This is a genomic window from Pedococcus sp. P5_B7, from assembly GCF_054049895.1.
The window spans coordinates 170,823-191,338 of the sequence record NZ_JBFULM010000001.1; the positions used below are offsets into that span (position 1 = coordinate 170,823).

Annotated in this window: 18 protein-coding genes; 6 read left to right on the forward strand and 12 right to left on the reverse strand. The window is 71.1% G+C overall.

What is annotated here, in order from left to right; translation table 11 throughout:
* Positions 1-394: 394 nt before the first annotated feature.
* Positions 395-517: a hypothetical protein gene (locus ACXJKD_RS00775; protein WP_457252421.1), complete on the forward strand. Its 123-nt coding sequence runs from the start codon at positions 395-397 to the stop codon at positions 515-517.
* Between the two features lie 23 nt (positions 518-540).
* Here ACXJKD_RS00775 and ACXJKD_RS00780 read toward each other — a convergent pair whose 3' ends face one another.
* The 7 genes from ACXJKD_RS00780 to ACXJKD_RS00810 form a co-directional block, all read right to left on the reverse strand.
* Positions 541-957: a pilus assembly protein TadG-related protein gene (locus tag ACXJKD_RS00780; RefSeq protein ID WP_457252422.1), complete on the reverse strand. Its 417-nt coding sequence runs from the start codon at positions 955-957 to the stop codon at positions 541-543.
* A gap of 77 nt (positions 958-1,034) precedes the next feature.
* Complete coding sequence (locus ACXJKD_RS00785; protein WP_457252819.1) at positions 1,035-1,490, reverse strand: pilus assembly protein; 456 nt, start codon at positions 1,488-1,490, stop codon at positions 1,035-1,037.
* 8 nt (positions 1,491-1,498) lie between these two features.
* Positions 1,499-1,849: a TadE family protein gene (locus ACXJKD_RS00790; protein ID WP_457252423.1), complete on the reverse strand. Its 351-nt coding sequence runs from the start codon at positions 1,847-1,849 to the stop codon at positions 1,499-1,501.
* Positions 1,850-1,896: 47 nt separating this feature from the next.
* On the reverse strand, positions 1,897-2,106 hold the full coding sequence (locus ACXJKD_RS00795; RefSeq protein ID WP_457252424.1) for a hypothetical protein: 210 nt from the start codon (positions 2,104-2,106) through the stop codon (positions 1,897-1,899).
* Positions 2,107-2,174: 68 nt separating this feature from the next.
* On the reverse strand, positions 2,175-3,107 hold the full coding sequence (locus tag ACXJKD_RS00800) for a type II secretion system F family protein (protein WP_457252425.1): 933 nt from the start codon (positions 3,105-3,107) through the stop codon (positions 2,175-2,177).
* Positions 3,104-3,970 (reverse strand): type II secretion system F family protein, encoded by an 867-nt coding sequence (locus ACXJKD_RS00805; RefSeq protein WP_457252426.1) that lies wholly within the window; start codon positions 3,968-3,970, stop codon positions 3,104-3,106. Before ACXJKD_RS00805 ends, ACXJKD_RS00800 begins: the two co-directional genes overlap by 4 nt.
* A gap of 5 nt (positions 3,971-3,975) precedes the next feature.
* A complete protein-coding gene (locus ACXJKD_RS00810; RefSeq protein ID WP_457252427.1) occupies positions 3,976-5,199 on the reverse strand; it encodes a CpaF family protein in 1,224 nt (407 codons plus the stop codon).
* A gap of 153 nt (positions 5,200-5,352) precedes the next feature.
* Here ACXJKD_RS00810 and ACXJKD_RS00815 point away from each other — a divergent pair, with 153 nt between their 5' ends.
* Positions 5,353-9,672: an FtsK/SpoIIIE domain-containing protein gene (locus tag ACXJKD_RS00815; protein WP_457252428.1), complete on the forward strand. Its 4,320-nt coding sequence runs from the start codon at positions 5,353-5,355 to the stop codon at positions 9,670-9,672.
* Entirely contained in the window at positions 9,669-10,079 is a 411-nt protein-coding gene (locus ACXJKD_RS00820; RefSeq protein ID WP_457252429.1) for a PPOX class F420-dependent oxidoreductase, read from the forward strand. The genes ACXJKD_RS00815 and ACXJKD_RS00820 overlap by 4 nt, the downstream gene beginning before the upstream one ends.
* A gap of 13 nt (positions 10,080-10,092) precedes the next feature.
* Here the strand turns inward: ACXJKD_RS00820 and ACXJKD_RS00825 are convergent, their stop codons facing one another.
* Positions 10,093-10,506: a hypothetical protein gene (locus ACXJKD_RS00825; RefSeq protein WP_457252430.1), complete on the reverse strand. Its 414-nt coding sequence runs from the start codon at positions 10,504-10,506 to the stop codon at positions 10,093-10,095.
* 413 nt (positions 10,507-10,919) lie between these two features.
* On the opposite strand from ACXJKD_RS00825, the gene ACXJKD_RS00830 reads away from it, so the two are divergent.
* Positions 10,920-11,168: a WhiB family transcriptional regulator gene (locus tag ACXJKD_RS00830; RefSeq protein ID WP_056922793.1), complete on the forward strand. Its 249-nt coding sequence runs from the start codon at positions 10,920-10,922 to the stop codon at positions 11,166-11,168.
* Positions 11,169-11,242: 74 nt separating this feature from the next.
* On the opposite strand, the gene ACXJKD_RS00835 is transcribed toward ACXJKD_RS00830, so the two are convergent.
* A complete protein-coding gene (locus ACXJKD_RS00835) occupies positions 11,243-12,736 on the reverse strand; it encodes a sensor histidine kinase (RefSeq protein WP_457252431.1) in 1,494 nt (497 codons plus the stop codon).
* Between the two features lie 89 nt (positions 12,737-12,825).
* On the opposite strand from ACXJKD_RS00835, the gene ACXJKD_RS00840 reads away from it, so the two are divergent.
* Complete coding sequence (locus ACXJKD_RS00840) at positions 12,826-13,392, forward strand: cyclic nucleotide-binding domain-containing protein (RefSeq protein ID WP_457252432.1); 567 nt, start codon at positions 12,826-12,828, stop codon at positions 13,390-13,392.
* Here ACXJKD_RS00840 and ACXJKD_RS00845 read toward each other — a convergent pair.
* Positions 13,369-14,088, reverse strand: coding sequence for a metallophosphoesterase family protein (locus ACXJKD_RS00845; protein ID WP_457252433.1), 720 nt, complete (start codon positions 14,086-14,088; stop codon positions 13,369-13,371). The two genes, ACXJKD_RS00840 and ACXJKD_RS00845, sit on opposite strands and share 24 nt — an antisense overlap.
* A gap of 79 nt (positions 14,089-14,167) precedes the next feature.
* Positions 14,168-14,878 carry an MOSC domain-containing protein gene (locus ACXJKD_RS00850; protein WP_457252434.1) on the reverse strand — a complete coding sequence of 237 codons (711 nt, stop codon included), beginning with the start codon at positions 14,876-14,878 and terminating at the stop codon, positions 14,168-14,170.
* 63 nt (positions 14,879-14,941) lie between these two features.
* Between ACXJKD_RS00850 and ACXJKD_RS00855 the strand changes: the two genes are divergently transcribed.
* Entirely contained in the window at positions 14,942-15,400 is a 459-nt protein-coding gene (locus ACXJKD_RS00855) for a hypothetical protein (RefSeq protein WP_457252435.1), read from the forward strand.
* Between the two features lie 52 nt (positions 15,401-15,452).
* On the opposite strand, the gene ACXJKD_RS00860 is transcribed toward ACXJKD_RS00855, so the two are convergent.
* Positions 15,453-20,342 carry an NAD-glutamate dehydrogenase gene (locus ACXJKD_RS00860; protein ID WP_457252436.1) on the reverse strand — a complete coding sequence of 1,630 codons (4,890 nt, stop codon included), beginning with the start codon at positions 20,340-20,342 and terminating at the stop codon, positions 15,453-15,455.
* Positions 20,343-20,516: the final 174 nt, after the last annotated feature.

Sequence of the window (20,516 nt, forward strand, 5' to 3'; positions counted from 1 at the left end):
CGGGGGCGGCGCGAACCTCAGGAGGACGGCACGCGCGGGTGCCGCCCGGTGCGAAGCTGGCTGCGGGTCCCCTCGTAGCCACTCCAAGCGAATGCAAGCCAGTGATGCTCTATGCAGGTAACCAGTGGCGAGACGCGACGGTCAACGACCTGTCACAGAGCCGCCATCCCCGACGACGCAAACCTCGACAATCACGGCACCACTGCGGCGCGGCCAGCAGGTGTCGAAAATCGTCACCGCGCAACGGTCTTCGCCGCTAGTGCCCGACATCTGACGTTGTGTCCCGATACGGTCCGTCGGCCTTTCGTCCCGCGCCTCTCAGCTTTTTGGTGGACTTTCGGTGTCCGGCAGCGGGGTGACGCGTGTCGCCTTCTGGCGCCGTTAATCTTCCTGCATGCGCAACCCCAGCCACCAGAACGACGACGCCCGGACCCTCTCAGAGGTCGAGCGCGCGGAGCTCATCCAGCTGCTCCGCGGTGGCTCCTGGCGCGTCCTCGGCGGCGCCTCGCACGACTGAGGCCCCGCGCGCAAAGCACCCGGCTAGCCGAGGTCGGCTCGCGCCCGCGACTCCACGGTGATGGTGACCGAGCCGCCCACTGACTCGAGCAGCCCTCCGACCAGCGGCACCCTGGCCTCACCCGAGATCCGCACCACGGCGGTCTCCCCGTCAGGGCTCCCCGTGCCGCCAACCACCTGCCAGCGGAGCAGGCTCTCGGGTCGCGGTCTCTGCGCGAGGTAGTCGACGGCGGTGCGGCGAACAGTGGTGTCGCTGAGCGCGACCGCCCCGCTGAGGCCCTGGTGGTAGGCGCCCACGTCGAGCGAGTCGGCGGCATCGAGGGCCGCCCCGTCGGCCGCATCGAGGAGACGCATCCGCGACAGCTGGACGGAGGTCACCGCCACCGTCCCCACGATGAGCAAGATCGCGACGACGCTGAACCCCAGGACGAGCAGGGACACCTGGCCGCACTCGGATCTCGCTGCACGGCACCGGAGGGCTGGACCGGTCCGCCACGGTCGAGCGGCGGCTCCCCACCTCACGGCTCGTCCCGAAAGCGGTCGACCACCGCGACATGGCTCGCGGTGATCGGCACCTCGAGCGGCACCACCCGGCGGGCGAACGACGGGACGAGCGGCAGCGGGACCACGACCGTCGTGGTCACCTCCACCCGTCCTTCCGGTCGCAGGCAGGGGGTCCCGTCGCAGACCATCGCCAGGCGCAGGTCGTCGGCACCGAATCCCTGGTCCCCGAACGCCACCCGTGCTGCAGCGTGGGCCCGCTCCCCCGCCGAGGCCTCGTCATGGGCAGTCACATACGCGCGCCCGGCTTCACGCGCCGCGGTCGACGCGGCATACGAGCCGGCCTGGACCCTCGACACGGTCATCACGAGGTAGAACAACGGCACCAGCACCAGCACGGTGAGGAAGACGAACTCGACCACGGCACTGCCGCGCTCGGTCGGCCCGCAGGCCCCGGAGACCCTGCCCCGCATCACGGCCCTCACTGCGTCTCCAGGAAGGCACGACCGACGAGGTCGAAGCCGTCGTCGGGACCGAGAAGCCCGAAGATGGGCAACGGCGCCCGGACCCGTACCGTCACCACCTGCACGCCACCATCGACCGTCACCTCGGCGGACACGTCGTCGGCGAACCGCGACGACAGCGATGCCGAGATGAGCTCACCGGCCCGGCGAGCCCCTTCCTTCGGGCTGGACCCCGCACGCGCGCCAAGGCGGGCACCTTCGGATGCACACGAGATCAAGGTGTTCCGCACATGGAGGGTCAGCCCCACCTGGAGGACCGCGACGAACAGGACTGACACCAAGGCCGAGACGAGGACGAAGTCGGCCACTGCTGACCCCGCCTCGGCGCGCGGTCGCAGAGGATGCATCTCGACGGTCAGCGGCGGACGCTGTCCAGGGCGTCGGTGAAGAGCGCCTTGAGCTGGTCCTCGGCCACCGCCCACAGCGCCGCCACCAGACCAGCGGTCATCAGGGTGATCAGCACCCATCCGGGGACGTCACCGCGTTCGCCTCGGGCGTTGGCCTGACGGGCGGCTCGGGCCAGCGCGAGCTGGGACCGCACCAGGGTTCGGTGGAGCTGGGTCATGGTGTTCCTCTCGGGTGCTGCACAAGGGTCATCGGGGGTCATCGGGGGTCATCGGGGGTCATCGGGGGTCAGATCTGGAACCGCAGAAAGGCGAAACCCGGGAAGACTGCGAAGAGGACGGTGATCGGGAGCACGAGGAAGACGACCGGCACCATCATCGCGATCTCCTTCTTGCCCCCGGCCTCCATCACCGCTCGCCGTCCGTCCTCCCGCACGTCCTGGGCTTGCGCGCGCAGGACCTCCGCGAGGGGGGTGCCGCGCTCGACCGCGATCACCATGCCGTCCACGAACCTCGAGAGGCTCACCAGCCCGGTCCGGTCGCCGAGGCCTTGCAGGGCGGTCGGCAGCGGAGCTCCCGCCCGCGCGTCGGCGAGACACCGCCTGAGCTCAGTGGACAGCTCACCCTGGGACAGTCGACACACCCGCTCCAGGGCTCCCACCGCGCCCTCGCCCGCGCCGACCGCGAGGGCCAGGAGCTCGGCGATGGTGGGGAACTCGCTGAGCATCCGTCGCTCGCGGACGGTGGCCTCGTGGCTGAGCCACTGGTCCCGTGCCACCACCCCGGCCCCCATCCCGCAGAAGACGATGAGGAGTGGGCGGACCACCGAGCCACCCTGGCCGAGCCAGACCATGCTTCCGAGGGCGAGGCCGACGCCCATGCCCGCCGCACCCCACACCACCTGCTCAGCCCGGAACCGGTCTACATCCGGTGCCTTGCCGGCGCGGAGCAACCGCCTCGCGACCGAGGACGACCCGCCGAGCGCCGACTCGACGCGGCGCGCCAGGTCCGTGACCACCGGTCGGGCCAGGACGTCGAGGGCGCCGGGACCGCCCACCCGCCTCGCGGCCAGGAGCCGCGAGGGCCGAGGGGCATCGCGCAGGTACGGGAGCAGCCGGTCGTCGAGTGTGGCGCGGCGGTGGGCCGGGAGCCGCACCCAGACCAGGACCAACCCGACCCCGAGGGCCAGCCCCAGGAGCGCGCCGGCCAGCGGCGGGTTCATCGCAGCACCCGCTCGTCCTCGGGCAGCCGCCCCACGAAGAGCATGATCCGGTATGCCGCGACGGAGGCGATCGCGCCCACCACCAGGACCAGCGTGCCCGTCGAGCTCGCGTACGCCTGGATGGACTCCGGACGAGTGCACAGCATGCCGAGCACCACCCAGGGGGCGGCCACCGCGAGCCTGGCCGCGTTCACCGTCCAGCCCTGACGCGCCTCCAGCTCGGATCGGGTGCGGCTGTCCTCGCGCAGGAAGGTCGACAACGTGCGCAGGAGCGTGCCGAGGTCGCTCCCGCCCACCTCCCTCGCGATGCGCAGGGACTCGATCAGCCGGTCACCGACCGGGTCGCTCAGGCTCGCCTTGAGACGGTCGAGGCACTCGTGGAACCGCCCACTGGATCGGTAGTCCTCGGCAAAGACGCGGAAGGCCGGCCGCAACTCCTCGGGTCCGCGAATCGCGAGCTGGCTCAACGCCTCTGGCAACGCCAGCCCTGCTCTCACCCCCGAGGTGATGTTGTCGACGGCATCCGGCCACAGCTCGCGCAGGTTGGCCCGACGGCGGCGGGCACGGATCCTCACGAGGGCGACCGGCGCATAGCCGGCCATGGCCGCGAAGGAGAGCGCAACGGGCGCAACTCGGGTCGCGGCATACACGAGCAGGCCGACGAGGCCGAACGCCACCAGGCAGGCGGCCACCAGCCCACGCGGACCCAGCGTCTCGTAGCCGGCCTGGGCGAGCTGGTCACGCACGCGGCCCACCATCGAGACCCGCCGGGCGGCCCTGGGCGTGGCATCGGGCACCCAGCAGGCCCACCACAGGCAGAACAGTCCGCACCCCAGCAGCAGGCCCAGGACGATCCCACTCATCGCGATCACTCCGCGGCCAGGAGGGCCGCGACGTCGTAGCCGGCCCGCCGAAAGCGCTCGGCGTGCGGAGGGAAGCCGTCGGCGCGGCGGAGGACGCCCTCACGCTGGGTGAAGATGTCAGCGGTCTCGACCACGTCTCCCTCGACCCGGCCGGGGACCGCCACGACCTCGCGGACCCGGCGGACGCCGTCGTGCTCGAGGGCCGCGTGGACGACGAGGTCGATCGACCCTGCCACCGTGGGGACGACGAACCGGCTACCGACGTTCTCGCCTGCGAGCAGTGGCAACGTGCACATCTTCGTGATGGCTTCGCGGGCGCTGTTCGCATGGATGGTGCACATGCCGGGCAACCCACTGTTGAGCGCGATGAGGAGGTCAAGGCTCTCTCCTTGTCGGACCTCGCCGACGATGATCCGCGACGGGCGCATCCGCAGCGCTTCCTTCACCAGCCGCCGCAGCGGGATCTCACCCGTCCCCTCGAGGCTGGGCTGTCGACACTGCATGGACGCGACGTCACGCAAGGGGATCTTCAGCTCGAAGACCTCCTCACAGGTCACCACGCGCTCCCGGGGTGGGATGGCAGCGCTCAGGCAGTTGAGCAGGGTGGTCTTGCCGGCCTGGGTGCCTCCGGCGACGAGGATGTTCAGGCCGGATGCGACTGCTGCGCCGAGGAATCGGGCCGCGTGGGCGGTCAGGCTCCCCAGGCCCACGAGATCGTCCAGGTGGGCTGCACGGACCACGAACTTCCGGACGTTGACCGACCAGTGCTTCCTCGTGATGTCGGGGATGACGACGTGCAACCGCGAACCGTCCGACAGGACGGCGTCGACGAAGGGGCTCGACAGGTCGACCCGGCGACCGCTGGTCTTGAGCATCCGCTCGACGAGGTCGCGCACGCCGTCTGCCGTGAGCATTGTCGTGGTGAGCTCGGCGACACCACCACGAGCCACGAACACCTTCGACGGCTCGTTGATCCAGATCTCCTCGACGTCTGGGTCGTCGAAGTACTGCTGCAACGGACCGAAGCCGGCCACGGCGTCCTTCACCGACTTGACCGCGTCGTCGACGCTGGGCAGCGCCGGGAGACTGCCGTGCAGCGACCGCTCGTCGTAGTCGGCGACCGCGTCACGGACCAGGCGATCGAGCTGCCCGACATCGCGCGCCGGGTCGAGCCCGGAGCGGCGGATGAGCTCCCGGACCTCGGACTCCACGGTCACGAGCGCATCCATGCCGCCCCCTTCACGCTGGCTCGAATCATCTGTTGACCTTGGTTTGACTACGTTTGCGGAATGATAGGGACACTGAAGGTTCGGTGAGCTCAGTTGTCCACAGCTGTGGACGATGCAGCCATCGGCCCTTCGCGCTTCCCTAGCGTCGGCTGAATGCGTCTCCAGCTCACCGTGCTGCTGTCGGCAGCCGGCGGCGAACCTCCGACCGCGCCTGCCGAGGTGGAGGTGGAGGCAGCTCCCGGAGCCACGGCCGCTCAGCTGGCCAGCGCCCTCGTCTGCGCGCTCTCCGACGCCGACGGAGCCGCTGAGCCGACCCTCTCGGTGGCGGGCACCGTCGTCGAAGCGGCGGCCGAGGTGGGCAGGGCACCCTTGGTCGACGGCGCTGCCGTCACCCTCGCTCCGGGGCCCGCTCCGCTCCAGCTGCCGTCTCCCATGGACCCACGGACCCCCGTCACGGCGGCGATCACGCACGGCCCGGACGCCGGGCGCACGCTCGAGCTTCCCCCCGGCGTGCACACCCTCGGGCGCGGATCGGAGGCAACGATCGTGATCGATGACGCCCGGATCTCCCGAGTCCACGCCGTGATCACCGTCGACGCCGACTCGATCACGGTCGCCGACACCGGGTCGACGAACGGCACCGAGCTCGACGGAGCGCCGGTCGGTGCCGTTCCCCACCCTGCCCGCATCGGAGCCACCATCCGGGTCGGGGACACCCTGGTCGCGCTGCGAGCCGGAGGCGGGGTGCCGGCTGCCGTGGCTGCCCGTGATGACGGCACGATGGGAGTCAACCGGCGACCGCGTCTCCTTGGAGCACCCACTGCTCCGTCGATCTCGCTGCCGGCTCCGCCCGTCGCACCCCACGCCAATCGCGTGCCGTGGCTACCCATGCTGCTGCCGTTTCCGATCGCGGGCGTGATGGCGCTGCTCTTCGGTCCGATGATGCTCGCCTTCGCCGTCATGAGCCCAGTTCTCATAGCGGGCAACGTCATCGGCGACCGGCTGACAACCAAGCGCAGGTATGCCGCGGAGCACGCGGCTTACCTGCGTCGCCACCGAGAGGCCGAGGAGCGGGTGCAGGCCGCCTGCCGCGCTGAGGCCGACCTGCTGTCCCGGGCCTTCCCGGATCCGGCGCAGACCCTGGTGGCCGCCACGACCCCGACGGTGCAGGTCTGGCAACGACGGCGCACCGACCCCGACGCGCTGACCGCGAGCGTCGGGTGGTGCAACCAGCCTGCCTCGGTGCGAGTGCTCAGCGGGATGGGCGCCGACACCCCGGAAGCCCCTCTGCTGCAATGGGTTCCGTGCGCCATCCCCCTCGCCGAGCTGGGGGTCACGGGCATCTGTGGTGAGCGCACTGCCGTGATGGGTGTGCTGCGAGCCCTCCTGGGCCAGCTCGTCACCCTGCACTCCCCCCGCGACCTCGAGCTGGTGCTCGTCACGGGGCCTGGGCGCGCAGACCCTTCCTGGTCCTGGCTCGGGCGGCTGCCGCACGTCCGCACCGCCGACGGGCACCCGCGTCCAGAGTGTCTGCTGGCCTTCGAGCACCCCCACGACGCACTGGCCGACGCCGCACGGGCCGGCGTCGCACCACTCGCGGCCGTGGTCCGCCAACGGGTCGCCCAACGCGACGGCCTGGCCGAAGCCTGGTCGGGAGCACGGACCCTCGTCGTGCTCGACGGGGCCGCCGCGCAGGCTGCGCTTCCCGACCTCGCGGTCGTGCTCGAGCACGGTCCTTCCGTGGGGATCTGTGTCCTGGCCGTGGCCGACGAGCGGCCCCGACTGCCCTCGGAGTGCCGAGCGGTCCTCGACCTCGACCTCCCCACACCCGTGCTGCACGTGCCCGGCAGCGCACCCACCCGCCTCGTGGTGGACCGGGTCGGGCCGTGGTGGGCGGACCGGCTGAGCCGTGGCCTCGCACCGCTGCGCGACGCCACGCCCGCGACCGCGGCCGGTTCGCCTCCGGCCGGGCTCGGGCTCCGCGAGCTGCTCGGACTCCACGACACCGAGTCGATGCCCGCGACCATCGCGCGCACCTGGTCGCGGGGTCCGGAGAGCACCTCGGTGCCCATCGGTCACACCGGAGAAGCCGCCTTCCGTGTCGACCTCGCGTCCGACGGCCCGCATGTGCTGGTAGCCGGCACCACGGGCGCCGGCAAGTCCGAGCTCCTGCGCACCCTCGTGGCCTCCCTCGTGGTGCAGCACCGCCCGGAGCACCTGTCGCTCGTGCTCGTCGACTACAAGGGCGGCGCCGCCTTCCGCGAGTGCTCCCCGCTCCCCCACGTCGCTGCCGTGGTCACCGACCTCGACGAGCACCTCGCTGCCCGAGCCCTCACCTCCCTCCGGGCCGAGCTCAAGCGTCGGGAGCAGCTGCTCGCCGATGCCGAGGTCGCGGACTTCCTTTCGTACCAGTCCTCATCTGCCTCCGTCTCGTCTCCCCTGCCCCGGCTGGTCGTCGTCATCGACGAGTTCCGCGCTCTCGCGGAGGAGCTGCCCCAGTTCATCGACGGCATGGTGGCCGTGGCGGCACTCGGGCGGTCCCTGGGCATCCACCTGGTCCTCGCGACCCAACGACCCGCCGGCGTGGTCACGGCGGACATCAGGACGAACATGAACCTACGGATCGGACTGCGACTGCGCGACCGGTCCGACTCGGTCGACGTCATCGACGCCCCGGACGCCGCGGCCCTGGATCCGGGGGCACCCGGGCGGGCGCTCGCGCGGGTGGCAGACGGACCCATCACTGCCTTCCAGACGGCGTTCGCCGGGGCCAGGTCCGTGGTCACGCAGGGACCGCCCGACCGGATACGGGTGAGGCGACTGCCGTGGGGTGCAGCGCCGGCGCCGTGGCCGGAGTCCACGACTCCGCACACCGACACCTCCACGGACCTGTCGGCCGTGGTTGCTGCCGTGTCAGCCGCGGTCGCCCAGACCGGGGCGCGTCGAGCCGCAAGTCCATGGCTCGCACCTCTCCCCGAGCGGATTGAGGCGCAGTCACTTCCGAGGCCCGAGGACGCCATGCGACTCCCGATCGGGCTCGTCGACGAACCTGCCCATCAACGGCAGCGGCCGCTCGAGGTGGCCCTCGACGAGCCCGGTCACTGGGGTTTCGTCGGCGGCCCGGGGAGCGGGCGCACCACGGCCCTGCTCGCGGTGGTCGGCTCGGCGACCCGCACGCACGGTCCGAGCGACCTCCATGTGTATGCCGTCAGCGGCGGTTCGCTGTCGGCGGTCCAGTCACTGCCCCATTGCGGAGCGCACGTTTCGATCGACGACCTGCCCCGTCTCACGCGACTGGTAGCCGGGTTGTCGGAGGACTTGGCCGATCGGCGCGAGCGGCTCGCCACCACCGGTCGCCCGTCCATGGCGCACTGGCGCCGGGCGGACCCGAAGACTGCCCCCGCTCCGGTCGTGCTCCTGGTCGACGACTGGGACCTGCTCGCGCAGCGGGCCGACGACCACGATGGCGGCCAGGTGGTCACGAAGCTGCTGGGCCTGCTGCGCGAGGGTGCCGGACTCGGCCTGACCGGTGCGCTGGCCGGCGACCGGGCTCTCCTCGTCGGGCGGGCCGCCGCGGCCCTGGCCCACCGGGTCCTGCTCCGGATGAACGACCCCACCGACCTGCTCCTCGCGGGGCTGTCGCCGCGATCGGTCCCTACCGAGCAGCCTCCCGGCCGGGGCCTGCTCCTTGACGGCACCGAGGTCCAGATCGCCGTGCCCCCGCGGTGCGCACCGCCGCGCGGGCCGACCGGGACGTCCGTCAACGGCGCCGTCGACAGCGCGCAACGACGTCCATGGCGTGTCGATGCCCTGCCAACCCGCGTGTCCACGCGCTCGCTGCCGCAGCCGACCGATGCGGACGACGTCATCCTGGTGGGGATCGGCGGCGACGTGCTCGCACCCCGAGGGCTGAGTCCCTCTCGCGACCCGCGTCGGTGGGCCGTCATCGGCGGGAGCGGGTCCGGTGTCAGCACGACTCTCGCGACTGTCGCATCGGGGCTGGCGACGAAGGGTCGTCAGCTCTGTGTGGTCGCGACCCCTTCCGCGCCCTGGGCGGTACTCCGCGGGAACTCCCGCATCCTGTGGTGCGACGACCCCGGCCGCGTCGAGGGGCTGGTCGCCCTGAGACGGCGGGCACCCGACCTCGTCGTGGTGGTCGACGACGCCGACCAGCTCCTCGACACACCGCTCGACGCGGCCGTGCGTGAGATCGCCGCCTCGGTCGACCGCGACGGGGGACTCGTCGTGGTCGGAGCGAAGGCCGACGCCGTGTCCGTGCAGTACCGCGGGTTGGCGGTCAGCGTGGCGAAACACCGCACGGGCATCCTGCTCGGACCGTCCAGCGCGACGGCGGCTGACCTGCTCGGCACGCGGGTCCCGGTGGACCGGCTGGCACCGCCGGGGCGTGGCTACCTGGTGCGGTCGGGGGCTGCACTACCGATCCAGGTTGCCTCGACTAGTGTCAGGAGGTGACCCTCCCCCCTGACCTGGCCGCCCTCGGTGACGAGAAGTTCGTCTCCCTCACCACGTTCCGCAAGTCCGGCGCCGCCGTGGAGACCACGGTGTGGATCGGGCGCGACGGCGAATCGCTGATCGTGACGACGCCGAGCGGCAGCGGCAAGGTCAAGCGCCTGCGCAACGACGAGCGCATCGCCCTGCGGCCGTCGAGCCGGCGGGGGAAGGCCGACACCTCGGTGCCGCCGGTCGCCGGCGTGGCCGAGGTCGTCGAGGGCCGGGAGGCGATGTACCGGCTCGACTCGGTGATGGGAGCCAAGTACCCGCTCGAGTACCGCCTCGTCATGGGGATCGAGCGGCTGATCCGCCGCGGCGCACCTCAGCGGGTGATGCTGCGCATCACGGCAGCGGACGAAGCTGCCTGACCCGGCTCACCGCTCACCGCTCAGCGGTGTCTGCCGAATCCTGGTCCCTCGTGTCGGCGCGGATCGCGGCGAGGATGCCGACCAGGGCGATGACGATGACCAGGGCGCCAACCAGCGCACGGTCGCTCTGCACCAGGCTCCAGCCGACCGGGAGCAGCAGGGCGTTCCAGACGGCGGTCGGGGTGCTGGGCCAGTTGTCGCCGCGCACCCAGCCACGGGCCAGCGCCGCGATGCCCACCGCGAAGACCAGGATCAGCAGGGCCGACATCACGACCCGCGTCGCGTCGTCAGAGGAGTCCTGGGTCAGCTCCCACAGGTAGAACCCGACGAACCCCAGCAGCGCCAACGCCTGCAGGGCGCAGATGCCGGCGGCGACGGTACGGAACGGGTCGCGCGGGCGGGACGGGGCGGGGGCCGGACTGGTCACGGCACTCAGGCTAGGCCCGGGCGCGGACGGCGCGCACGCGGCATACCGCGGTCCGCGGGTGAGCCGGAAATGGGCGGACGTGACGCGACACGTCCGACATGTGACCAACACCTCACTGTCACCGGGTCGAAATCTCGTGCTCAGGGTGTCTATTCAGGTCCGGATGCGTCAGGCTGGAACAGAAAGCCGCGGCAACCCGTTGGCAGAAGTGCGTCCACCCCTCCAAACTGAGGTGCGCACGCGTTTCACCCTGTGCGGAAATGGGTCGGCTAGTGTTTGCCGTTCGGCCCTGACCTGCTCAGGCGCACGACCCCCTGCACACCCCCGCAATGACGCGTCCGTGCTGTGAGGTCCGCACCCCAGGGCCACACCGCGCGGATGCGAACCCCCCTGCACTACAAGGAGCACCCTTCATGGATTGGCGCGATCGCGCTGCCTGCCTCGACGAGGACCCCGAGCTGTTCTTCCCGATTGGGAACACCGGCCCGGCCATCCTCCAGATCGAGGAGGCCAAGGCCGTCTGCCGGCGCTGCACCGTCGTCGACGTCTGCCTGAAGTGGGCCATCGAGTCCGGTCAGGACGCCGGAGTCTGGGGCGGCATGTCCGAGGACGAGCGCCGCGCCCTCAAGCGCCGCAACGCTCGCGCCCGCCGCGCCGGCTGACCGAGCCCGCTTCGCCGCCGACGCGTCGGCGGACCCCCTGTACGACCACAACTCCAGACGACCGGGACCCGCCCTCAGGCGCCGTCCCTCCCCAGTGGCCGAAGCCGCGCGATGAAACGCACCCGCGTCCCGCGCGGCTTTGCTGCGTCCCAGGCGATCCTGCCCCGCAGGTCCTGCACCAGCGACTGCACGATCTGGGTGCCGAGCCCCGAGCCACCCGGCGTGAAGTCGGCCGGCAGGCCAACTCCGTCGTCGGTGATCGTCACCGTGAGCAGCTCGTCGCCGCGGTCGTCGGCCGAGCGCTGCGCCTCGACGTCGACGGTGCCGCCACCGGTCTCGGCGAGTCCGTGCTCGACGGCGTTCTGCACCAGCTCGGAGAGCACCATCGCGAGCGCCGTCGCGTCCTCAGCGCGCAACGTGCCGAACGACCCCCGCACCTGGGAGGTGATCGGGTGCTCGATCTTGGCGACCTCGGTGATCGCCTGCAGGCCACGCACCGCGATGTCGTCGAAGTCCACCGTCTCGTCGAAACCCTGGCTCAGCGTCTCGTGCACCAGCGCGATCACGCCGACGCGCCGCACCGCCTCCTCCAGCGCCGCCCGGCCCGCCTCGCCCTCGGGGAGCCGCCGGGCCTGCAGCCGCAGCAACGCCGCGACCGTCTGGAGGTTGTTCTTCACGCGGTGGTGGATCTCGCGGATCGTCGCGTCCTTGGTGAGCAGCTCGAGCTCACGACGACGCAGCTCGGAGACGTCGCGCAGGAGCAGCAGCGCCCCGACCCGGTTGCCACCCTCGGTGATCGGGATGGCGCGCATCGACACGCTCGCGCCACGTGAGGTGACCTCGGTGCGCCACGGCGCCCGACCGGTGACCACCAGCGCCAGCGACTCGTCGACCGGCGACTCGTCGCGCAGGAGGTCGGCCACCACCTTGGCCAACAGCTCGCCGATGACGTCGCCGACGTGGCCGAGCCGGTGCACGGCAGAGAGAGCGTTGGGGCTGGCGTAGGACACGATCCCGTTGACGTCGAGCCGGATCACGCCGTCACCGACGCGCGGCGCACCGCGCCGTTGGCCGGTGGGGGCGGAGCTGTTCGGGAACTCCCCCGCTGCGATCATCCGCGCCAACGCGTCGGCGAGCGCCTGATAGGTCAGCTCCAGCCGGCTCGGCGTCCGCATCGCCGCAAGATTGGTATGCCGCGTGATCACCGCGAGCGCGCGGCCCTCCCGCACGACGGGGATGGCCTCCTCGCGGACCGGCATGTCGTCGCGGAAGATCGGGTCCTTCTCGCGGACGATCCGCTGGTCGAGGTAGGCCTGGTCGAGCAGCGACTGGCGGCCCCGATGGGTGCGCCGCCCGACCACGTCCTCGAAGAACACCATCTGGCCGGTCGTCGGTCGCACGTGCGCCACCGCCAGCCAGCCCTCGAGGCCACCCGGCACCCAGAGCACGAGGTCGCCGAAGGAGAGGTCCGAGATCAGCTGCCAGTCACCGACGAGCAGCTGGAGCCACTCGACCTCAGCGGGGGCGAGGTCGGTGGCGGACTGGAGCACCTCGTTGAGGGTGGGCACGCGGGAAGCCTAATCGCGCGTCGGGAGGGCGGTGTTCGACGGGTGGGCGGCCCCTGTCTGCGCCGACGATCCTGCACGACACTGGCCCGGTGACCGACCTGCTCCCCTTCGCCGCCGACCTGCCGTCGGAGACCGTCGGCGCCGGCGAGGTGCTGATCACCGAGGGCGCGCCCGCGGGACGGATGTTGGTGCTCGTGTCCGGGTCGGTCGTCATCGAGCACGACGGGGTGCCGTTCGCCCGCATCGACTCCCCCGGCGCGGTCTTCGGGGAGATGTCCGCCGTGCTGGACCGTCCCGCGACTGCGACCGTCCGCGCGGTCGAGGACGTCGTGGTGCACGTCGTCGAGGACCCGCTCGACTTCCTGTCGGAGCAACCGGGAGCCGCGCTCGCCGTCCTGCGCACGACGGCGTCGCGCCTCGACGGGATGACGCACTACCTCGTCGACGTGAAGAGGCAGTTCGCCGACCAGGCCGGGCACCTCGGGCTCGTCGACCAGATCCTCGACGTGCTGGTCCACCACCAGGGCCCGGCCCCGCGCACCGGCTCGGCGCGGGACCCCGAGGGCGACCACCACGGTGACGACGAGGGTGGTGACGACGAGGGTGGCCACGACGGGGGCCCCGAGCACCCGTCAGGCGAGGCTGAGCTGCTCTGAGTCGAAGACGCCGAACCACGTCGCCGTGGCGGCGTCGGTGTCGAGGGTGATGTGCGCCGGCACCTTGCCGATCTGCTTGCCCGCGTTGAAGACCCACGTGTCGCCGAGGCGCGCGTGCCACGAGCCGCCCTTGGCCCACGGCGCCTGGTGGATGTGACCGCAGAGCACGACGTCGGGGCCGTGCAGCGCGATCCAGGCGGCCAGCTCCTCGTCGGGGAAGGTCCGGCGGCCGTCGAAGCACAGGGCGGTCCCCGCAGGCGGGGCGTGGTAGAGCCACACCCAGCGAGCCGGGCGGTCGACCGCGGCGGCAGCGAGCTGCGCTGCCACCTCGTCGCGGGTGACCGGACCGTCCCACCAGGGGCACACGGTGAAGCGGGTGTCACCGATGTCCACGCTCGTGCCGTCGACGTGCACCGACTCGGGTTGGGGAAGGCGCAGCCAGGCGGCCACCTGCTCGCCGTGCGCGCCGGGCCCGTCGAGGTCGTGGTTCCCGGACGCGACGAGGACCGTGCCGCGTGCCGCGAGGAGCGCGAGGTACCTCGTCAGGACGACGGTCTGCACGGCGTGCGGCACCGGGCTGACGACGTCGGCGAGGTCACCGACCACAGCGACGACGTCCACATCGGAGGCCGCCTCCACGAGCCAGTCGTAGTGGGGCAGCCGGTAGTGCAGGTCCGACACGACGAGGATCCGCATGACGTGATCCTCGCGGACCAACGGCCAGGGGCGCGCCCCCGGTGTCACCGGCTGGACGCGGCGCCCGGTGAGACGGCAGTCAGGGGAAGCGGACGAGGTCGCCGACGGCGATGGTGCCCGGCTGCTCGACGGTCGCGTAGATCCCGGCATGGAGGTCGTGGTGGTCGCTGATGGCCTGGAGCATCCTGGGCCGCTCCGGTAGCCCGACCTGGGCGACCCCGACCATCCGACATCGCTCGATGGCCTCGGTCACGCGCAGCCGCACCGTGCCGATGGTGACGTCGCGCCCGATCCACGACTCCTCGGCATACGGCTGGTCGGTGCGGACCACGACGTTGACGCGGAGGTGGCGCGGGTCGAGCGGGCGCCCGTCGCCCTCGTGCCGGCCGAGCTCGGCGAGCGTCGCGCTCCCGACGATGGAGAAGGTCGCGGCGTCCTGGTGCTGGACGTCGCCCTCCCTCCGCACGGTGACCGGCTCACCGAAGTGGCGCGAGACGATGGAGTCCGCGCCGTCCCGTCCGAGCGCGACCTCCGAGCCGTCCGGCAGGGTCACCACCGTGTCGGCGGCGCGCTTCGCCGCGACCAGCTCGAACACCGGGTCCATCCTGCGGAAGCGCCGGGAGTGCTTGCCGCTGGCCAGCTTGCCGTCCGCCGCGTAGACCGCCCACTCGCGGTCGCCGACCACGCCGGTCGGCCCGACCTCGACCGAGGCGAGGGCTTCCCCACCCATCGACTTCACCGGGTAGCGGGTCACGAGCAGGACTAGGGGATGCGTCGTCTCGTCGGCCACGCGCCCACTGTATCCGCGCGGTTTCGCCCCACTCCGGACCGTTTCGGCCTACCCTCGGCGACCATGACCGTGCCACCGTCGCAGCCACCCGTGCCGCCCGTGCCGCCCACCGAGCCGCCCCAGCCGACGACACCGGCCCAGCCCGTGGTGGGCACGATCCGGCTGACCATCCAGGGATCGGTGATGACGGCCAACGCCATCACCCCGCGGGTGCGGATCAACGGCTACCCGGTGCCGTCGCGCTACGGGGTGCAGGACCTGCCCGTCCACGCCGGGCCCAACCACATCGACGTCGACGCGCAGTGGATGCGCACCTACGGCCAGGCCGGCATCGACACCACCGTGGCGCCCGGGCAGGTCGTCGAGGTCTGGTACGCCTCGCCGGTGCACCAGTTCGCGCGCGGCAACATCGGCTTCACCAAGCAGCCCCGTCCCGGGATGGGCTGCCTGTGGATCGGCCTGGCCGCGGTCGCGTTCGTCGTGGTCCTGAGTGTCGTCGCGGCCGCGCTCGGCGGTCGCTGAGCACAGACCGCAGACCACCGAGCGGGCCGGTGAGCGCGGGCCGCCGGGCGCGCTACGACGTCGCGGCGCCCGAGCGGATCACCGAGCGCAGCGTGCGCAGGGCGACCGACAGGGCCGCGATGTTCGGCTTGTCGAGGCGCTCGATCCCGCTGAGCGCCGTCTTGGCCCGGGCCAGGCTCTCGGCGTTCGCCTTGGCCCACTCGTCGTAGCGCGCCAGCGGCGCAGCACCCGAGGTGGACGCGTCGATGACGGAGCGCACGAGGCTCTCCAGCACGGCATACAGGTCATCGCGGAGGGCACCACGAGCCAGCGCGTCCCACCGGTCGTCACGCGGCAGGTTGGTGACCCGCGTGAGCATGGCGTCGATCCCGAACCGCTCGGAGAGCACGAAGTAGAGGGGCGCCACGTCGGTGGGCGACTCCCCCGTGTCGGTGGCGATGTCGACGATGTCGAGCAGTGAGAACTGGTCGAGCAGGCTCGCGGAGCGCAGCGCGAGGTCGTCGGGCACACCGAGCTTCTCCAGTCCGGCGGCGTTGTGCTGCAGGCGCTTCAGCTCCGCACCCTTGAGCAGTTCGGTGATCTGGGGAGCGAACTCGCGGACCACCGCTTCGAACCGCTTCACCTCGTTGGCGACGTCGAGTCGCGACGGGCGCGAGGTGAGGAACCAGCGCATCGAGCGGTCGATCAGCCGCCGGAACTCGAGGTAGAGCTGGCTCTGCACGTCGGTGGACACGACGTTGTCGAGCGCCTCGACCTCGTGGACGAAGCTCGGCAGGTCGAAGATCTCGCGGCAGACCACGAAGGCACGGGCGATCTGCTCCGGGGTCGCGCCGGTCTCCTCCATCGCGCGGAAGGCGAACGTGATGCCGCCCCGGTTGACCATCGAGTTGACCACCGAGTTGGTGATGATCTCGCGACGCAGCGGGTGCTCGGCCAGCTCGCCGGCGAACTGCTCGCGCAGCGCCGCCGGGAAGTAGTCGGTCAGGGTCGCCTGGAACCACGGGTCGTCGGGCAGCTCCGACGGCAGCAGGTCCTCCTTGAGGGCGAGCTTGGCGTAAGCCACCAGCACCGAGAACTCCGGTGACTTCAGGCCGAGGCCGTCGGCGAAGCGCCGGTCGATCTCGGTGTCGGTCGGCAGGAACTCCAGCGCCCGGTCGAGGTCGCCGCGCTCCTCCAGCCAGTGGATCAGCCGCTGGTGGACGGGGAGCATCGGGTGCTCCTGGGCGCGGGCGTTGCCCAGCAGGACGTTCTGCTCGTAGTTGTCGCGCAGCACCTGGGCGGCGACGTCGTCGGTCATCGACGCCAGCAGCGTGTTGCGCTGCTTGAGCGTCATGTCACCGGCCTTGACCAGGGAGGTGAGCAGGATCTTGATGTTGACCTCGTGGTCGGACGTGTCGACGCCCGCGGAGTTGTCGATGGCGTCGGTGTTGACCCGCACGCCGTGCAGCGCCGCCTCGATGCGGCCGAGCTGGCTGAGGCCGAGGTTGCCACCCTCTCCGACCACCTTGCAGCGCAGCTGTCCCCCGTCGACGCGGATCGCGTCGTTGGCGCGGTCGCCGATGTCGGTGCTGCTCTCGCCGGCCGACTTCACGTAGGTGCCGATGCCACCGTTCCAGAGCAGGTCGACCGGCGCCTGCAGGATCGCCTTCATCAGCTCGGCCGGGGTCATCGACGTGGCGTTCTTGGGCAAGCCGAGCGCCGCGGTCATCTCAGGGGTGATGGCGATTGACTTCAGCGAGCGGTCGAAGATTCCACCGCCGCTCGAGATGAGCGAGGTGTCGTAGTCGGCCCACGAGGAGCGCGGCAGGTCGAACAACCGCTGGCGCTCAGGGAAGCTCGTCGCCGCAACGGGATTCGGGTCGAGGAAGATGTGGCGGTGGTCGAACGCCGCCACCAGCCGGATGTGCTCGGACAGCAGCATGCCGTTGCCGAAGACGTCGCCGGACATGTCGCCGATGCCGACCGCCGTGAAGTCCTGGGTCTGGGTGTCGTGACCCATCTCGCGGAAGTGCCGCTTGACCGACTCCCACGCGCCACGGGCGGTGATGCCCATGGCCTTGTGGTCGTAGCCGGCCGAGCCACCCGAGGCGAACCCGTCGTCGAGCCAGAAGCCGTAGGACTGGGCGACCCCGTTGGCGATGTCGGAGAAGGTCGCCGTGCCCTTGTCGGCCGCCACGACGAGGTAGGAGTCGTCGGGGTCGTGGCGCACCACCGAGGCGGGGGGCACGATCTGCGACCCGTCGCGGTTGTCGGTGAGGTCGAGCAGCCCGGAGATGAAGACCTTGTAGGAGCCGATGCCCTCGGCGAGCCAGGCGTCACGGTCGACCGTCGGGTCGGGCAGCTGCTTGGCGTAGAACCCACCCTTGGAGCCGGTCGGCACGATGACGGCGTTCTTGACCATCTGGGCCTTGACCAGGCCGAGCACCTCGGTGCGGAAGTCCTCCCGCCGGTCGGACCACCGCAGCCCGCCACGGGCCACCGGCCCGAAGCGCAGGTGCACGCCCTCGACGCGCGGCGAGTAGACGAAGATCTCGAACTGCGGCCGCGGGGCCGGCAGGTCGGGCACCTTCTTCGGGTTGAGCTTGATCGAGACGTAGGTCTTGGCGGCTCCCGCGGAGTCGGCCTGGTAGAAGTTCGTCCGCAGCGTCGCCGTGATGACCCCGAGGAACGCCCGGATGATCCGGTCGTGGTCGAGGCTCTTGACCTCGTCGAGGTCCTTGGTGATCTGGTCGCACAACGCGCCCTGCGCCGCCTCGCGCTCGGGGCCGGCCGCACCGGCATACCGACTCGGGTCGAACCGGGCCTCGAAGAGGGCCACCAGCTTGGCGGCGAGCCGCAGGTTGGAGACCAGCGCCGACTCGACGTAGTCCTGGGAGAACGTGGACCCGGTCTGGCGCAGGTACTTCGCGACGGTGCGCAGGATGACGACCTGTCGCCAGGTCAGCCCGGCACCGAGGACGAGAGCGTTGAACCCGTCGGACTCGGCCTCACCACGCCACACCGCCCCGACCGCGTCCTGGAACAACTCACGGAGCCGGTCCCGGCCGCCGTCGCCGGTCCACACCTTGTCGTCGCGCACCCGCAGGCCGAAGTCGTAGACCCAGAGGCCGACGCCGTCGCCCCGCGAGATCTCGTAGGGCCGCTCGTCGACGACCTCGACGCCCATGTGGGTGAACATCGGCAGCACCTGCGTCAGGGACAGCGGGCTGCGGCGGTAGAGCTTGAAGCGACGCTCGTTCGCGGGGGCGCCGGGCTCCTGGTACATGTTCAGGCCGGTGGCGTCATCGCTCTCCAGCGCGTCCATGTGACGGATGTCGGCGACGCCGATGCGCGAGGTGAAGTCCTCCTTGTAGGCCTCGGGGAAGGCCCGTCCGTAGAGGCCGACCAGCCGCGCGGCAGCCTCCTCACCGTGCTCCGCCCGGGCCGCCTCGCCGAGGTCCTCGTCCCAGGTGCGCGTCGCGTCGACGAGCTGGCGCTCGAGCACGGCCTCGTCGATCGAGGGGATCGACTCACCCGCCGGGACGCGGACGACGAAGTGCAGGCGGGCCAGCACGGACTCCGAGACTCGAGTCGTGAAGTCGACCGTGGCACCCGGAAAAGCTTGCCGGAGAATGGATTCCATCTTGAGCCGGACGCCCGTGTTGTAGCGGTCGCGGGGGATGTAGACGAGGCACGACACGAACCGGCCGAACCGGTCGCGCCGAAGGAACAGCTTGGTCTTGCGCCGCTCCTGCAGGTGGAGCACCGCCGTCGCGTTGTCGTAGAGCGACTCCTCCTCGGCCTGGAAGAGCTCGTCACGCGGGTAGTTCTCGAGCACCTCGAGCAGGTCCTTGCCCGAGTGCGAGTCGGGCAGGAAACCGGTGCGCTGGAAGATCGCGGCGACCTTGTCACGCAGCACCGGCACCCGGGTCACGGACTCGGTGTAGGCGCTGGAGGTGAACAGCCCGAGGAAGCGCTTCTCCCCCGTCACCTCGCCCGCGTCGTCGAACTGCTTGACGCTGACGTAGTCGAGGTAGGTGTTGCGGTGCACCGTCGCCCGCGAGTTGGCCTTGGTGATGATGAGCAGCTCGCGGGCCCGCGCCACGGCCTTGGCCTGCTCGCTCAGCAGCACACCGTCACCCGTGCGGTCGTAGCGCAGGAGCCCGAGCCCCGTGCCCTGGACGGCTTCGAGCATGTCGGCGTCCGGCCCGCGGTGGAGCGCGTACTCGCGGTAGCCGAGGAACGTGAAGTGGTTGTCCGCCAGCCACTCCAGGAGACCGCGCGCCTGCTCCACCTCCTCCTCCGGAAGTCCGGTCGGTGGCGCGTCGACGAGGTCGCGCGCCAGCTGCGAGCAGGTGGCCTTCATCTTGGGCCAGTCCTCGACGGCCTCACGCACGTTGCCGAGGATGCCGCGCAGCCCCTCGGCGATGCTGGCGCGCTCGGAGGCGCTGCTGTCGCGGTCGATCTCCAGGTGCATCCAGGACTCGCGCACGAGGCCGAACCCGTCGTCGGACGCGGACTGCCCCGTGGTGGCGCCGGCGTCGAGGACCACCTCCTCCAGCTGTCCCGCGGCGTTGCGTCGGACCCGCATCGTCGGGTGCACGACGAGGTAGACCGCACGCTCCATGCGCTGGAGCTCGGCACTCACCGAGTCGACGAGGAAGGGCATGTCGTCGGTGACGATCTGGACGACGGTGTGCCCGCTGGCCCAGCCCTGCTCCTCGATCTCGGGGTTGAAGACCTCGACCTTCGCGGTGCCGACGGGACGGTCCTTGGCGAGGTCGCGCTGGGCCATGGCCGCGCCGAGCAGGTCCTCGGGCGCTCGGGCCAGGAGATCCTCGGTGGCCACGTGGCGGTAGTAGGTGCGCAGGAACTCTTCGACCGCCTCACCACCGGCGTGGTCCGCGCGCTCGGCGGCGGTGTGCAGGAGTTGCTGACGGGACTGCTCCAGCGACGCAGACATGGCTGTCGACTTCATCCTCACTCGGTCTTCGGGCTGTGCGGGTCGTGCACGGCCGCCGCACCACGCTGTGCGACCCAGCCGAGACTATCGCTCACGAGTCGCAGGCGGCACACCCCGCCCCTCAGGTCACATTGGCGGAACGTTTACGCAGGTCAACGTGTGTTTTTGCGCAAT

Bases quoted from the DNA above. Each gene is read 5' to 3' on its own strand.
- ACXJKD_RS00775 (WP_457252421.1), top strand. From the start codon at position 395: ATGCGCAACCCCAGCCACCAGAACGACGACGCCCGGACCCTCTCAGAG.
- ACXJKD_RS00785 (WP_457252819.1), bottom strand. From the start codon at position 1,490: ATGCGGGGCAGGGTCTCCGGGGCCTGCGGGCCGACCGAGCGCGGCAGT.
- ACXJKD_RS00795 (WP_457252424.1), bottom strand. From the start codon at position 2,106: ATGACCCAGCTCCACCGAACCCTGGTGCGGTCCCAGCTCGCGCTGGCC.
- ACXJKD_RS00800 (WP_457252425.1), bottom strand. From the start codon at position 3,107: ATGAACCCGCCGCTGGCCGGCGCGCTCCTGGGGCTGGCCCTCGGGGTC.
- ACXJKD_RS00805 (WP_457252426.1), bottom strand. From the start codon at position 3,970: ATGAGTGGGATCGTCCTGGGCCTGCTGCTGGGGTGCGGACTGTTCTGC.
- ACXJKD_RS00810 (WP_457252427.1), bottom strand. From the start codon at position 5,199: ATGGATGCGCTCGTGACCGTGGAGTCCGAGGTCCGGGAGCTCATCCGC.
- ACXJKD_RS00815 (WP_457252428.1), top strand. From the start codon at position 5,353: ATGCGTCTCCAGCTCACCGTGCTGCTGTCGGCAGCCGGCGGCGAACCT.
- ACXJKD_RS00830 (WP_056922793.1), top strand. From the start codon at position 10,920: ATGGATTGGCGCGATCGCGCTGCCTGCCTCGACGAGGACCCCGAGCTG.
- ACXJKD_RS00845 (WP_457252433.1), bottom strand. From the start codon at position 14,088: ATGCGGATCCTCGTCGTGTCGGACCTGCACTACCGGCTGCCCCACTAC.
- ACXJKD_RS00855 (WP_457252435.1), top strand. From the start codon at position 14,942: ATGACCGTGCCACCGTCGCAGCCACCCGTGCCGCCCGTGCCGCCCACC.
- ACXJKD_RS00860 (WP_457252436.1), bottom strand. From the start codon at position 20,342: ATGTCTGCGTCGCTGGAGCAGTCCCGTCAGCAACTCCTGCACACCGCC.